Origin of the sequence: Vibrio sp. bablab_jr001, assembly GCF_016464285.1 — a bacterium.
Lineage (GTDB): Bacteria > Pseudomonadota > Gammaproteobacteria > Enterobacterales > Vibrionaceae > Vibrio > Vibrio fluvialis.
This window is the reverse complement of record NZ_JACDWZ010000102.1, coordinates 178,623-193,777: the sequence shown is the minus strand read 5'-3', so window position 1 is coordinate 193,777 and position 15,155 is coordinate 178,623. Positions and strand designations below refer to the sequence as shown.

Annotated in this window: 13 protein-coding genes; 10 read left to right on the top strand and 3 right to left on the bottom strand. The window is 48.3% G+C overall.

What is annotated here, in order from left to right; genetic code table 11:
- The first annotated feature begins 86 nt into the window (after positions 1 to 86).
- The 5 genes from JIG40_RS19005 to JIG40_RS18985 all read left to right on the top strand — a co-directional run bounded on the left by JIG40_RS19005 (position 87) and on the right by JIG40_RS18985 (position 3,962).
- Positions 87 to 533, top strand: a complete 447-nt coding sequence (locus tag JIG40_RS19005) for an SRPBCC domain-containing protein (protein WP_020332477.1) — start codon at positions 87 to 89, stop codon at positions 531 to 533.
- Between the two features lie 150 nt (positions 534 to 683).
- Positions 684 to 1,436, top strand: a complete 753-nt coding sequence (locus tag JIG40_RS19000; RefSeq protein WP_061055863.1) for a phosphatase — start codon at positions 684 to 686, stop codon at positions 1,434 to 1,436.
- Positions 1,437 to 1,559: 123 nt separating this feature from the next.
- A complete protein-coding gene (locus tag JIG40_RS18995; protein ID WP_158143104.1) occupies positions 1,560 to 1,946 on the top strand; it encodes a cytochrome b562 in 387 nt (128 codons plus the stop codon).
- A 107-nt stretch (positions 1,947 to 2,053) separates the two neighbouring features.
- A complete protein-coding gene (locus JIG40_RS18990) occupies positions 2,054 to 2,410 on the top strand; it encodes a hypothetical protein (protein ID WP_024374354.1) in 357 nt (118 codons plus the stop codon).
- Positions 2,411 to 2,519: 109 nt separating this feature from the next.
- A complete protein-coding gene (locus JIG40_RS18985; protein ID WP_199465916.1) occupies positions 2,520 to 3,962 on the top strand; it encodes a PepSY domain-containing protein in 1,443 nt (480 codons plus the stop codon).
- Between the two features lie 58 nt (positions 3,963 to 4,020).
- Here the strand turns inward: JIG40_RS18985 and JIG40_RS18980 are convergent, their stop codons facing one another.
- From JIG40_RS18980 to JIG40_RS18970, 3 genes are all read right to left on the bottom strand, one after another.
- Positions 4,021 to 4,404 carry a VOC family protein gene (locus JIG40_RS18980; protein WP_020332483.1) on the bottom strand — a complete coding sequence of 128 codons (384 nt, stop codon included), beginning with the start codon at positions 4,402 to 4,404 and terminating at the stop codon, positions 4,021 to 4,023.
- A gap of 3 nt (positions 4,405 to 4,407) precedes the next feature.
- On the bottom strand, positions 4,408 to 5,337 hold the full coding sequence (locus tag JIG40_RS18975) for a LysR family transcriptional regulator (protein WP_199465859.1): 930 nt from the start codon (positions 5,335 to 5,337) through the stop codon (positions 4,408 to 4,410).
- A gap of 434 nt (positions 5,338 to 5,771) precedes the next feature.
- The gene (locus tag JIG40_RS18970; protein ID WP_199465858.1) at positions 5,772 to 7,520 is read right to left on the bottom strand and encodes a sigma-54-dependent Fis family transcriptional regulator; all 1,749 of its coding nucleotides are present in this window, start codon (positions 7,518 to 7,520) and stop codon (positions 5,772 to 5,774) included.
- Positions 7,521 to 7,814: 294 nt separating this feature from the next.
- On the opposite strand from JIG40_RS18970, the gene JIG40_RS18965 reads away from it, so the two are divergent.
- The 5 genes from JIG40_RS18965 (at position 7,815) to JIG40_RS18945 (ending at position 15,124) form a co-directional block, all read left to right on the top strand.
- Positions 7,815 to 9,335, top strand: a complete 1,521-nt coding sequence (locus JIG40_RS18965) for an aldehyde dehydrogenase family protein (RefSeq protein WP_199465857.1) — start codon at positions 7,815 to 7,817, stop codon at positions 9,333 to 9,335.
- A gap of 253 nt (positions 9,336 to 9,588) precedes the next feature.
- Positions 9,589 to 10,782, top strand: a complete 1,194-nt coding sequence (locus tag JIG40_RS18960) for a glycine C-acetyltransferase (RefSeq protein WP_024374359.1) — start codon at positions 9,589 to 9,591, stop codon at positions 10,780 to 10,782.
- A 79-nt stretch (positions 10,783 to 10,861) separates the two neighbouring features.
- Positions 10,862 to 11,893, top strand: coding sequence for an L-threonine 3-dehydrogenase (gene tdh, locus JIG40_RS18955; RefSeq protein WP_024374360.1), 1,032 nt, complete (start codon positions 10,862 to 10,864; stop codon positions 11,891 to 11,893).
- A 363-nt stretch (positions 11,894 to 12,256) separates the two neighbouring features.
- Positions 12,257 to 14,029 (top strand): AIPR family protein, encoded by a 1,773-nt coding sequence (locus JIG40_RS18950; protein WP_199465856.1) that lies wholly within the window; start codon positions 12,257 to 12,259, stop codon positions 14,027 to 14,029.
- A 189-nt stretch (positions 14,030 to 14,218) separates the two neighbouring features.
- Complete coding sequence (locus tag JIG40_RS18945; protein ID WP_199465855.1) at positions 14,219 to 15,124, top strand: hypothetical protein; 906 nt, start codon at positions 14,219 to 14,221, stop codon at positions 15,122 to 15,124.
- Positions 15,125 to 15,155 lie beyond the last annotated feature (31 nt).

The following is a 15,155-nucleotide window of genomic DNA, read 5'->3' as shown; positions in this document are numbered from 1 at the left end:
TGTAATCATGCCTCACATGGTGCAACCGGGTGCGTAACTGCGCTCATCAGCACCATCGAATGAATGACAGACAAAAGGAAAGCCGTATGTTGACCCTGAATTACCAAGTCGAAATTCAGTCCGATCCCGACATGGTGTGGAAAATGCTAACGGAGCTGGAACTCTACACCCAGTGGGCGACCGCGTTTTCGCCACATTCTCAGTTCAGTGGTGAATGGCGCGAAGGTACTGACATGAAGTTTTTCGATCCACAACTGGGTGGCACTCGTGCGGTGCTCGATACTGTCGAGCCGGGTAAATCACTGGCGTATCATCATGTCGCGATTTTCACCCCAGAGCATGTGCAGGATATCGACAGCGACATGGCGAGAAAATGGATTGGTTCGACGGAAAGTTATCGCATCATTCCCCAGGCGGGCAGCGTGATCCTGCAAGTCACCATCACAACCCATTCCGATTTTGTCAGTATGTTCAATGATGGTTGGGAAAAGGCATTGCCGCTGATCAAATTGTTGTGCGAGCAAAAAGCTTAGTTTGGTTATTGATCGATTCCATGCATGCTCTGGTCTGATATTTATCGACTCAATGGTTTGATGGAAAATTTGCGCATCTCTCCCTCTTTGTTGGTATCCGTACGGTGTGGCTGATAAACTGCAGCGATTACGGAGGGAGGGAATGTCGAAATGAAACTTGCGGTTGATACACACACTCACACTTATGCCAGTGGTCACGCTTACAGCACGTTAATCGAAAATGCCAAGGCGGCGTCAGAACGCGGTTTATCGATGTTCTGTACCACGGATCACGCGGAATCCATGCCTGGTGCGCCACATTATTGGTTCTTTGCCAACCAACGTATCCTGCCTCGTTTTCTTGAAGGGGTTGCCATCATTCGTGGTGTGGAATCCAACATTCTCAATTCTCAGGGCGAAATCGATATTCATCCATCCGTCGACCAACATCTTGATTGGGTGATTGCCAGCTTTCATGAGCCTGTATTTCGTCCCTCGGACAAAAAAGACCATACCGAAGCCCTGATCAATGTGATTAAAAGTGGCCGTATCGACGCGCTTGGCCATTTGGGTAACCCGCACTTCGATTTCGACTTTGACAGCGTGATTCACTGCGCGAAAGAGCACAACGTCGCGATTGAAATTAACAACAGCACCCTGAAAGGGCACAGCCGGGTGGGTAGCGTCGACCGCTGTTACCAGATAGCGGAAGTTGCTAAAGCGGCCGGTGCCTGGATCACCACCGGAAGCGATGCGCACTTCTGTCAGGATGTCGGCAACTTAACGCTGGCAAGTGAGCTGCTGGACAACGTCGGCGTCGAGTCAGACAACGTCATTACCCATACTGCTGAGCAGTTCTTAGCGTTCCTGCAAATCCGTGGCCGTCAGCCTGTGGAAGAGTATCAAGCGTGGTATGCGCGCTGATTGATGCAGGTGAAGGCTGGGTACGGTTTCACATGGCTCAACATTTGAAACCATTTTCGCATCAACATCATCGGAGGGATGGCGTAAACTGTCCCGTCCATCAAAAGGAAGAGAATAAATACAATGAAAAAAGCCATTATTTTAACCGCAGGCCTGCTGTTGGCGACTCAGGTGTTTGCTGCTGATTCTGATCTCAAACAGATCATGAAGCAGATGAAAGTGGAGTTTAAACATGCGGCTGAAGCGCAGACGACTGCAGAGATGCAAGCACCGATTCAGGAGCTGACCAAACTGGTGGCCCAAGCCAAACTGGGTGAATACCCGCCAGAGAAACAGGACATTTACCTGGAAGGTTTCAACAAGCTTACCGTCGCGCTGGACAAGATCGAGAACGAGTTGGAGCACGACGAGTTTGACGCGGCGAAAAGTTCACTTCAGCAAGTGGATGGCCTGCGCAAGGAGTATCACGAAAAGCGTAATCCAAGCATCTGGAAACGCCTGTTCGGTTGAGAAAATATCCTTATAAAATCGCAGGTTTTGTTAATTTTCTGAGTATCAGCACTGTTATTTTATTGATGAGCAGATATAGTGGCGGGCAATTAGATTAGAGAATCGATATGACCCGCTTACGGCTTTTTCACAGAATCATGCTACGTGCCAGTATCCTGAGTTGGGTACTGGTGTCGTTGATGCCTGTGATTAATGCGCACGGCAGTAGCGCGGGCGTCTGGGCAACACTGTGTACCATCAATGGTTTTGAACTGGTCAAAGTCTCCGATGGTAAGCCACAAACTCAACATGGTAAGCCGTGTCCGTTTGCCCACTTCTCGAACTTTCACGCCGACAAGCTTCCAACTACACGACCCAACACCACACAGAGCTCTGTCATTTCAGACAGCTACACTTTTTTGGCTCTAAGTGTACGATTTGAAAGACAAGTTCCTCGCGGCCCACCTGAGCCGATCATTGCCTAAATATCATTCTTACAATACTTATAAGTAAATCAGTCAAGTTATACGTCTGACGCCCTTTCAATACCTATTGAAGAGGGTGTTTTTGCGTTTATAAAAAGGAAAACTCATGTTGGGACAAGCTTCAACGCCTCAACCCGATTCTGCTGCGCGCGGAAAATCACTCTACTTTCTCACCTGGCGCTGGCACTTCTATGCTGGCCTGTTCGTCATACCGTTTATGCTCATTCTTTCTCTGACGGGCTTGGTGATGTTGTTCGATGATGAGATTGAGCAAGCGCGCTACAGTGAACAACTGCAAGTCATACCGCAGCACCACAGTGTGGCTGTTTCTCAACAGCTGATGGCGGTGCAAGAAGCCTTTCCGCATGCCGCGGTGACCCAGTTCATCCCGTCGGCATCGCCGGAGATTGCGAATAAATTTTCTATTCAGATGGCCGATGGTCTGGAGCTGTTTGCGACGGTAAACCCTTATACTGGTAAGGTGCTGGGCACGATTGACCGCTCACAAAGCTGGTATCAGCTGGCGAACTCCATTCACGCGACACTACTCATTGGTGACACTGGCGATTACTTGCTGGAAATTGCCGCCAGCCTGGGTATTTTGTTGCTGGTGAGTGGCCTGTATCTGTGGTGGCCGCGCGACAACGCGAGCAAAGCTGGTTTCCTGAAAATCCGTTTTGGCAGCGGCACGCGTATTGTCATGCGTGATCTGCATGCCAACCTGGGTGGTGTGCTGTCGATTGTGTTGCTGTTCTTTCTGATCTCTGGTCTGTCGTGGACCGGATTTTGGGGGAAAACGCTGGTGCAAGCGTGGAACACATTTCCAACCTATTACACCTGGGGACAGAAACCGACCTCAACGCCGGTTACTCACGCCAGCCTGAATCATGGCTCTGAAGAAGAGATGCCTTGGAACCTGGAGCAGACACCGATGCCTCAGTCGGCGGAACCGGAAAAAGCGCACGACCACTCCAAAATGGGGATGGAAGAGGCGCACATGATGGCGTCGAATACCGTCGATATCGATAGCATTATTGTCAAAGCGCAGGCGCTGGGCTTTGAACATTACCGCGTCTACTTCCCGAAAAACGCAAGGGGCGTGTACACCGTCGCAGCCAATACCATGGCGGGAGACATCACCGATCCGCGTAACGATCGCACATCGCACTTTGACCAATATTCGGGTGAACTGCTGATGGATGTGACTTGGCAGGATTACACACCATTCGCCAAAGCCATGGCCGCAGGTGTGTCTTTGCATCAGGGCGATTTAAGTTCGTTGAATAAATACCTTAACGTCGCGTTTTGCCTGTCGTTTATTCTGATCGCGCTGAGTGGCATCGCGATGTGGTGGATTCGCCGTCCAGTCGGCAAAGGCAGACTGGGGGTACCGCCACGTTTTGCACAAGCAGGTATCTGGAAAGTGGGTTTGGTAACGCTGGTCGTGATTGGTGTGGCATTCCCGCTGGCGGGTGCAACGATTGTTGTGGCTTTGCTGTGTGATTGGCTGCTCTTCAGCCGGGTTGCAACGCTGCGCAATGCCCTGCAATAAGCCTTGATCCGTAATGAAATAAAAAAGCCAGAGTATGAACTCTGGCTTTTTTGTGCCGTTATGCCTGATACAGTTCGAGCGGCAGGCCATCCGGGTCCTGAAAGAAGGTGTACGCGCGTCCGGTGTACTCATCGATGCGCACTGGCTCAACCGAGATCCCTTGATGTTCCAACTGCTGCTTTACCTTTGCAACATCATCTACCGCAAACGCCAGATGGCGCAGGCCTTGTGCTTCCGGGTAACTCGGGCGAGCCGGTGCATCGGGAAAGGAGAACAGTTCAATTTGAGAGCCATCGGGCAGCGCCAGATCCAGCTTGTAGGAATCACGGGCCGCGCGGTAATTCTCTGCAACAATCTCCAGCCCCAGAACTTCCGTATAGAAAGCTTTTGAGCGAGCATAGTCGGAACAGATAACGGCGGTGTGGTGAATCCTTTTCAGCATGACTTATCCTTTCTCGTTCAGTTTCGGGCTGAGGTGCTTCATGACGTAGTCGATGAACACACGCAGGCGAGCGGGCATGTATTTGGTCTGGGCGTACTGCATGGCAATCGCGCCATGATAGTTGCTTTTAATGGTCCAGTCTTTGAGCAGTTGAACCACTTTGCCTTCTGCCAGCGCATCTTGTACCACGAAGTCATGAAAGATACCGATACCCAAACCATTTTTCACTCCATTCAAGCGCATTTGCGAATGGTTGACGGCGTAACGCCCGCTCACCGAAACAGTGTGAAATTCATCGTCTTTCAAAAAGTCCCACAGGTGATCTTTGTCGGTTTCGGCCAGATACAGGCAATCGTGCCCAGTCAGCTGCGTGGGATGAGTCGGAACACCTCGTTCCTCAAGGTAGTCCGGGCTGGCGCACAATACCAGATTGGTTTTACACAGTTCGCGCAGCACCAGATTTTCATCCGGTTTGTCCGTTAGTTTAAATGCCACATCGATATTGTGTTTGAACAGATCAATTTCACCATCGGCGGCGCGCAGCTTGAGCTGGATTTGCGGGTATTTTTTGAGAAATGGCACTACAAAGGGCTGCAACACCGAGTTCAGAAACGCCTCTGGCGCAGCGACTGTGAGCGCACCGGACGGCTCTGTGTGATCGGAGCCGGAAAGCTCAACGGCCTGTTGAGCAGCATTCACCATCACCAGGCACTGATCGTAAACCTTTTGCCCCGCCTGAGTGATGATCAGTTTACGGGTGGTACGTTCGAACAGTTTGACGGAAAGGGCCAGTTCCAGGCGAGTGATCAATTTACTCAGTGCAGAGGGGGTAACCCCAAGTTTGTGGGCAGCGGCTGTAAAGCTGCCTTCATTTACCACCAAAATAAATGTCGCTAAGTCGGGAAGTAGGCCAATGAGTTTGGTATTTAACATGGTCTTTCTACTTCTTCAATTTTCCAAAAATTCATGTTTCGGATGCTCTTTAGTGCTGCCACGAACTCCTTGTGCAACAGGACAGAGTGGCAAACATCGAACCGTCGATTTTATAGGTAATCGTTCGGTTAGTGTAAGAAAGTGCGACATTTTGGCAGATTTGTGGCGGATAAGTGTCCGACTATCGTTTTTAATATCTCAATCTGTGCGCTGTGCCAAAAAATGGTATTCATCAAACCAATAAATCATCCGCATATTAGTATCTAATTGATAAAACTAAATTTTATTTTGCTCGATTAGTGAATTGAAATCATAAATATTGCGTTCAAGAAAGCGCGTATTCACGCGAAAATGTTGTCTTCTTTTAAAAAGACAGGCTCATTGGAATCAGTGAGCCTGAGGGTCAAAATCATCACTTTTAACTATCCATCGGATTATTTCAAAATGCCGAGCGATTTAAGCTTGCGATACAGGGTATTGCGGCTGATTCCCAGCATCTTGGATGTCCGACTGATGTTGCCTTGATTGGCTTGATACGCTTGCAGCAGAGTATCTTCAACCGTTGATTTGAGATCCATCGCTGCGCTATCTGCGGGGGTAAGCGCGGTACTGGTGAGGGATTTGGTGATATGCCCGGGCACGTGTTCCAGACGCAATTCCGGCTCGTCACTGGACAGTAATGACGCAACCTTCATTAAATTATCCAATTCACGAATGTTACCCGGCCAATGGTAGCTGCACAGCAGTGTCATCAGGTGAGGGCAGAGTGCTTGTGCGCCAATGCGATATTTGTGGTGGATATGCTCAATCAGTGCCGCTTTATCCTGACGTTCACGCAGAGCGGGCAGTTGCAACACCAATCCGTTGAGTCGGTAATACAAATCCTGACGAAAACGACCCTCAGCCACCGCCTGTTCGAGATCTTTGTGGGTGGCGGCGATGATCTGAATGTCGACGTTATAGCTCTGGTTGGATCCAACCGGGACGACCAGCTTATCTTGCAACACATGCAGCAGACGCGATTGCGCCTCCAACGGCATGTCGGCAATTTCATCCAGAAACAGAATACCCTGATCGGCTTGGCGAATCTTACCCTGATAGCCTTTGCTGTTGGCGCCGGTAAAGGCGCCCGCGACATAACCAAACAGTTCTGATTCAATTAAGTCTTTGGGTAGCGCGCCGCAGTTGACGCTGACCAGCGCCTTGCTGTGGCGCGAACTGCGTTTGTGCAGCGCTTTAACAAATTCTCCTTTACCGACACCCGTCTCACCGAGGATCAACAGAGTAATGTCTTTGTCGATCAGTTTATTGGCTTGTTGCCACGCCTGTTCAACATGGGTATCACCAAAATGCAGGTCACAGGAAGCGGAGTAGGCCCGTGTTGTGCGCGGTTTGGCTTTGAGTTCATGCTTTTCAAACACAAAACCCGCCACGCGGGTATCAAACAGTTCCTCAATCGAGTGGCCCACCACCGAATTTTGCGCTAATAGCTGCGCGGCAATGTGGTTGTGTGCCAGCACTTTTCCGCCTTCATCGGCAATCACGATGCCTTGCCAGCCACTGTTGAGCAGCGAACGGTCGTAGGCGAGATTAATACGAGTCGAGCCTTGCGGAATATCACACAGCAGATGGTTTTCCACCAACTGCACCATGTTTTGCACCAGTACTTGAGTAGAGAGATCGTGCTGCTGTTGCTCACTGGTGATATCGAGAATGCCGAGCAGTTCGCCTTGATGATTAAACAGCGGACAAGCGGAACAACTGATGAAATGGTGCTGACGAATATAGTGCTGATTGCCGATGATGGTCACGGGTCGCGCTTCGACAATCGCGGTGCCAATTGCGTTCGTGCCTTTGAGTTTTTCCTGCCAGCAAGCACCGGATTCCAGCGCGATTTCCGTCAGTCTCTCGCTAAAATGTTGCTGACCCCAGGTGGCGAGGATCACGCCTTCGCTATCGGTCAGAATCAAACGACTGTCACTGTGACCACACATTTGATTGAACAGCGGCAGCGCGTATTTTTCGACAGCAGAAAGCAGCGATGTGGCGCGCCATTTACGTTCTTTCAGCTCATAGTTCGGTAGACGAATATGCTCCGGCCGGGTTCGCTGTGTCAGCCCGGCTTCTTGGCTGCGATGCCAGGAAGTGGTGAGCCAATCTTGATTAACTGATTGAATTTGCATAACTGTTCCATGTTGTCACAGTGGCAGTGTGTCATTTTGGGACACTGGAACATCGGGGGCAGCTCCCGAACATCCATTCCGTTGAAGCACTGATCTTTTAATCATTTTGTTAATCATAGTTTTACATTTCATTAACAACAAGAGTTCGCACTCTGGCTTGTGATTTGCGTTACGTACTTCAGAAGGTGCGCCGCTTGTCTGTTTTAAACAGTCTTCTAAGGGACGGAATTAAAAGGAAAACGCGACACCCGAACAGCAAACTAACGTGAATGAGAAAGTGAGAAGGATCGAACGATGATTTATGCGCAACCAGGAACCAACAACGCGATTTTCAATTTCAAAAGCCATTACGATAACTACATTGGTGGCCAGTGGGTGAAACCAGTAAACGGAGAATATTTTGACAACATTTCGCCGGTGAATGGCCAGGTGTACTGTCAGGTAGCACGTTCGGGCGCTGAAGATATCAATCTGGCGTTGGATGCAGCACATGAAGTACGGGCACAGTGGGGCAAAACCAGCGTGGCGGAGCGCGCCAATATTCTGCTGAAAATCGCCGACCGCGTGGAAGCGAATCTCGAGAAATTGGCTTTTGTTGAAACGTGGGAAAATGGCAAACCAATTCGTGAGACGCTCGCGGCAGACTTGCCCTTAGTGGTCGATCACTTTCGTTATTTTGCAGGCTGTATTCGCGCTCAGGAAGGCAGCGCGGCAGAAATTGATGCCAACACTGCCGCTTATCATTTCCCGGAACCGATTGGTGTGGTCGGGCAGATCATTCCATGGAACTTCCCGATGCTGATGGCCGCGTGGAAACTCGCGCCTGCGATTGCAGCCGGTTGTTGTGTGGTGCTCAAACCGGCAGAACAAACGCCGACGTCAATTCTGGTGCTGATGGAAACCATTGGTGATCTGCTGCCACCGGGCGTGGTGAACGTGGTCAACGGTTATGGCGCGGAAGCGGGGCAGGCGCTGGCGACCAGTAATCGAATCGCCAAACTGGCGTTCACGGGTTCAACCGATGTCGGACACCACATTCTGAAATGCGCCGCTGAGAGCTTAATTCCATCCACTGTGGAGCTGGGCGGTAAATCACCGAATATCTACTTCGCCGATGTGTTCGATCACGAAGATGCGTATCTGGAAAAATGTCTGGAAGGGACGTTGCTGGCCTTCTTCAATCAGGGCGAAGTGTGTACTTGTCCGTCGCGCGTGCTGATCCACGAATCGATTTACGACAAGTTCATCGCTAAGCTGGTGGAGCGTGCGAAAACCATCAAACAAGGGAACCCGTTAGACAGCGATACCCAAGTGGGCGCGCAGGCATCACAAGAGCAGTTTGATAAGATCCTGAGCTACCTCGAAATTGGCCGTCAGGAAGGGGCGCAAGTCTTGTGTGGCGGTGAAGTTGCGCGGCAACAAGGCGACATCAGCCAGGGTTACTACATTCAGCCAACTATGCTGGCCGGTCACAACAAAATGCGCGTGTTCCAGGAAGAGATCTTTGGTCCGGTGATTGCGATCACCACCTTTAAAGATGAAGCGGAAGCACTGGCCATTGCCAACGATACTGAATATGGTTTGGGCGCCGGGGTGTGGACACGCGATACCAACCTCGCGTATCGCATGGGACGAAACATCGAAGCAGGTCGCGTGTGGATCAACTGTTACCACGCGTATCCGGCGCATGCGGCGTTCGGCGGCTACAAGAAGTCCGGTATCGGTCGTGAAACACACAAGATGATGCTGGATCACTACCAGAACACCAAAAACCTGTTGGTGAGCTACGATGTGAATCCACTCGGCTTCTTCTAAATCGTTTCAATATCAAACCAAAGCGCCTTTGATAGGCGCTTTTTTCGTCCCTTTTTCTGCGATAGAGGAATAATAAACCTTATTTGTGACTTCAAATCACCAATGCTTTTCCACAAAGCGGGATAATCCCTTTTCTGAGCTTGGATTACACTTAGAAGAGTTGAATTTTTACAGTGTAAATGGATCAACCTGAAGGATCCGTTCACTGACCCTACATGCCGCAAGGCAAAGAAAAAACAAGAAGGAAAATGCAATGTCTTCTGCTTTTTACCAACAGATTCGCGATCAGCTTGAGGAAGTGAAAGCTGAGGGTCTTTATAAAGCCGAACGAGTGATCACCTCTCAGCAGCAAGCGGCGGTGCACATCGCGTCTGGCGAAGAAGTCCTGAACTTCTGTGCCAACAACTATCTGGGGCTGGCTAACCACCCATCGCTGATTGAAGCGGCGAAAGAGGGCATGGACTCTCACGGTTTTGGTATGGCGTCAGTGCGTTTCATCTGTGGTACACAAGACACGCACAAAACACTGGAGCAGAAGCTGTCTGAATTCCTGGGTAAAGAAGACACCATTCTTTACACCTCATGTTTCGATGCCAATGCTGGCCTGTTCGAAACTCTGTTGGACAAAGAAGACGCCATCATTTCTGACGCGCTGAACCATGCGTCGATCATCGACGGTGTTCGCCTGTGTAAAGCGATGCGTTTTCGTTACAGCAACAACAACATGCAAGAGCTGGAAGAGCAGCTGATTGCTGCTGATGCCGCAGGCGCTCGTCACAAGTTGATCGTCACTGACGGCGTGTTCTCAATGGATGGCGTGGTCGCAAACCTACCGGCTATCTGTGACCTGGCAGACAAATACAACGCGCTGGTGATGGTTGATGACTCTCACGCGGTTGGCTTTATGGGCGAAAACGGTCGTGGTACGCACGAATACCACAACGTGATTGACCGCATCGACATCATTACCGGTACGCTGGGCAAAGCCATGGGCGGCGCTTCAGGCGGTTACACCTCGGGTAAGAAAGAAGTGATCGACTGGCTGCGTCAGCGTTCTCGTCCATACCTGTTCTCGAACTCAGTGGCTCCGGCGATTGTGTCTGCATCGATTCGCGTTCTGGATTTGCTGCAAGAAAGCGGCGATCTGCGTGAACGCCTGTGGGACAACGCGGCGCACTTCCGCGCGCGCATGACGAATGCGGGCTTTACCATGGCGGGTGCTGACCACGCCATTATCCCAATCATGCTGGGTGATGCGAAAGTCGCAGCGGAATTTGCTGAGCGCGCACTGGCGAAAGGCATCTACGTGATTGGCTTCTCGTTCCCAGTGGTACCAAAAGGTCAGGCTCGTATCCGTACTCAGATGTCTGCAGCGCACTCGCGCGAGCAACTGGATAAAGCGATTGATGCCTTTATCGAAGTCGGTAAAGACATGGGCATCATCTAAGTTTTCACTGCCATTAGTGATAACGAAGAACATGGAATTTTTTGCCTCGCACTGAGCGGGGCAATATTGGGTGAATAGTATGAAAATCAAAGCGCTATCTAAGCTAAAGCCTGAACAAGGCATCTGGATGACCGAAGTGGATAAACCAGAAATGGGCCACAACGATCTGCTGATCAAGATTAAGAAAACCGCGATCTGCGGCACTGACGTACACATCTACAACTGGGACGACTGGTCTCAAAAAACCATTCCAGTACCTATGGTTGTCGGCCACGAATACGTGGGTGAAGTAGTTGCGATTGGTCAGGAAGTTCGCGGCTTTAACATCGGCGACCGCGTTTCTGGCGAAGGCCACATCACGTGTGGCCACTGCCGTAACTGTCGTGGCGGTCGCACTCACCTATGCCGCAACACCATCGGTGTAGGCGTAAACCGCACTGGCGCATTTGCCGAATACTTGGTGATTCCAGCATTCAACGCGTTCAAGATCCCAGAAGGCATCTCAGACGATCTTGCATCCATCTTCGACCCGTTCGGCAACGCAGTTCACACTGCTCTGTCGTTTGACCTGGTGGGTGAAGACGTGCTGATCACTGGCGCTGGCCCAATCGGCATTATGGCGGCAGCGGTAGCGAAACACGTCGGCGCACGTCACGTGGTGATCACCGATGTGAACGAATACCGTTTGGATCTGGCGCGTAAAATGGGCGTAACCCGCGCAGTGAACGTTGCTGAGCAAAAGCTGGAAGACGTGATGGCTGAACTGGGCATGACAGAAGGTTTCGACGTTGGCTTGGAAATGTCTGGTGTACCAAGCGCGTTCAGCTCCATGTTAAAAACCATGAACCACGGTGGCCGCATCGCCCTGTTGGGTATTCCACCATCAGACATGGCGATCGACTGGAACCAAGTGATCTTCAAAGGCTTAGTGATCAAAGGCATCTACGGCCGCGAAATGTTCGAGACTTGGTACAAGATGGCAAGCCTGATCCAATCTGGTTTGGATCTGACGCCAATTATCACTCACCATTTCAAAGTGGATGACTTCCAAAAAGGCTTCGACGCTATGCGTAGCGGGGCTTCCGGTAAAGTTATCCTCGATTGGGAATAAAATAGAAAGCGCTCCGAAAGGGGCGCTTTTTAGTCTCTGTGCTCATGAGTGTATATACAGCGGATTGGAAGATAAAGCCCTTTTTAGCCCCCAAAAGTAGCCCCTTTCTAGCCCCCAAATGGAAAACTTCCTTAAGCTAACGCCCCAAAAACGCCCCCAGTATTTTCTACCCTACAACCTTACATTTGCCCCAAAACGATTTAGCATCAAAAAACACAACATCTTGTATTTCATAATATTGACCAAGTTTTTCTAATGGCGCACTATGTGTTTGGTTGACTAACCTTTTCTAGTTCAGCAATGGAATATAGTCCATGTGAGCAGCTCTACATACTTCCAACCGCATGATATTCAGGAATACTTATGGCTTTTGTTACAGAATTAACCCCAGAGGATAATGCAACTCCTGCCACAGCGACAGCTAACTTGATGGCAACGAGACTTGGTACAACATTGCGAGAACGCTTCGAGTCCTTTATCCACAAACGTGAATGTTCTGTAGGGCAATCAGACTACAACGTAAAAATGGCTAGTCGAGCTATAGCTGCATTTGTCGTTCATCATCTTGGACAAGTTGATGATAATGTTTCTGGAGCTTCTGTATGTGATAGTTCGCAGGACGGCGGGATTGATGCCATACATGTGAACCATACTGAAAAAACTGTTGTTGTTGTACAAGCAAAATATTCTCAATCGGGTAGTTCAACGTGGACAAACGCAGATTTCCTCGTGTTTAAACAAGCCTGTGACCACTTGATCGAAGAAGAATATGACCGCTTCGATCCTATTCTGAGAAACAAACGTGAAGATATTAGTCAAGCACTTGGCTCTATTGATTATAAGTTTCTCTTTGTTATGGCTCATACAGGGAAACGTGGGGCTGCAAGCACGATTCTATCTGATATGCAGCAGTGGCAGGATGAGCTTAATGAAGCAGCATCTCTAGAAACTATCCCACCCAATCATGAACAGCCATTTCAGGTTCACTTAGTATCATCCGAAGATATTACTCAATGGCGCCATGCTCAAACATCAGCAACCATCGATCTGGAAGATATCGAATTAGAGCAATATGGTAAGATTGACAATCCGTATACCGCTTTTTTCGGTGTAGTTAGTGGGGATCAAATTGCTGAATGGTGGCAATTACACTCATCGAAGTTGTTTACTAAGAATATTCGTAACTTGTTAGGTAAAACAGAAGTTAACGAATCCATTAAGCAAACGGCATTAAACGACCCTGAACATTTTTGGTTCTATAACAATGGTATTACTGTCCTTGTTCGTTCAGTTGAACCTCATCGACGTAATAAGACAAACCAACGAGACATGGGGCGATTTAATTTTCGAGATGTAAGTGTGATAAATGGTGCCCAGACCGTCAGCAGCATTGGCTCTTTAGATGGTATTGATGACGATACCCTAGCAAATATAAAAGTTCAGGTTCGATTCATACAGATACCTCAAGGAGCACCAGATGATATTATTAACTCCATCACCAGAGCTAATAACCATCAAAACCGAGTCCTTGGTAGAGACTTTGCTTCTCAGCATCCTCAACAAGTGCGCTTACGCGATGAACTTATAATTGAAGATTATATATATCAGCTACTTAGAAGTGACATATCTAGTGATTCATTGGGTGATAAGAGCATCGATATCGATGAAGCCTTGGATGCATTAGCTTGCTTGAGTTGTAGACCATCGACTCTGGCACTATTGAAGAGTCAACGTGGTAAATTCTTTGAAAATCTAGAAGGTTCAGCTTACAAAGCAATATTTAACTCATCTGTCAGTGGGATTAAATTAATCAATGCTGTTACACATCAGAGAGTGATTGAACATGGAATTAAAGAGTTACTAGGTCAAACTAATAGGCAAACAGATAAGAAGAGGTACGGAATTCTCACTCATGCTAATCGTGTGTTTGCTGGTCACATTTTGCGTACTACACCAAATCTACAACGTGCTACAAATATTATGCAAGTAGATGAAAGTCGTATTACTACTGAATTGAGCCGAATTTTATCAGTCACGGAGGCGCTTATTGAATCTGAATTCCCTACGGCATATCCAGCTCGATTCTTTAGTAATGTGGACAAAATAACCCTCATATTAGAACGAATCAACCAGTGATGCCGAAGCAGAGAGAGGCGCTCTATTTGTAGGGCGCTTTAAACCAATTTTCACTTTTAGCTAATATAAATAATCTGTACTCTCTATTCTCAAACCAAAGCGCTAACTTATTTTTTTCCAGAGGTGTGCTGACGTCGATGTGTAACACACCTTTGCCCCTTAGCAAGGCGATAGTTTAATAGGTAAAATATGGCGAAATACGAATTGGATATAATTGGCAATGCAATGGATAGTTTGCATGAATCACTTGATAAGTATGCTCAAGGTCAAGATGGCGATATTAGAGCGCATAAATTTGCGATACTAAATTTTTGTCACTTTATGGAGTTAATACTTAAACACTATATATCTACAGTAAATGAAAACTTAATTTACTCGAATGTGTTTAAGGTTGTATCTAAACGAGCTAAAGCTGATGGCATCTCTCTTATAGATGCTTATGAGGTGCTTGAGGAAGAGGAGTTTGATTTTTCCTCTCCAATTAAAGGATATAGTAATCCACATACCATTCCTGTTGAAAGCGCTCTTGCATATGTTGAGTCAGACAAGGCTTATTTTAATTCAGATTTAGCTGCTGAAATTCGTGCAATGAAAAACTTAAGAAATGACATTGAGCACCACAAGTTTTCAATGGACACCAAGGAAGTTAGGCTTGCTCTAGGTCGGCTCACTCGTGGATTTGATGAATTTACGGATGTATTCGGCATTTTGGGGTTAGCAGAGGTTATCGACGAGAAACAACTGGGTGTATTCAAAACGTTAGCTGATGAATATGAGCACGAACTGCAAGAAGCTAAGGTTGAAGTACGAGAATCTCACGAGTCTGCATTCAGAGGTGTACGTCCTAAACATATGTATGATGTACACTGGGAGTCTTATGATTGCCCTGAGTGTGGAAATGATAACTTGATGATTCCAAACGACGATTCCTCAACTGGTTATCGCTGTACTTTATGTGGCAACGAAGAGTCTGAAGACATAGAGGTTGAATGTGAAATATGCGGTTCATCTTGGCCTAATGGTGAAATGTCAAGTTGGGTTGATACTTATGTATACACATGCCCAGACTGCAATGATTTCGAAAGCAAGTGGTAAATCAAACTAGCAAACTTTTAAATTACAACAT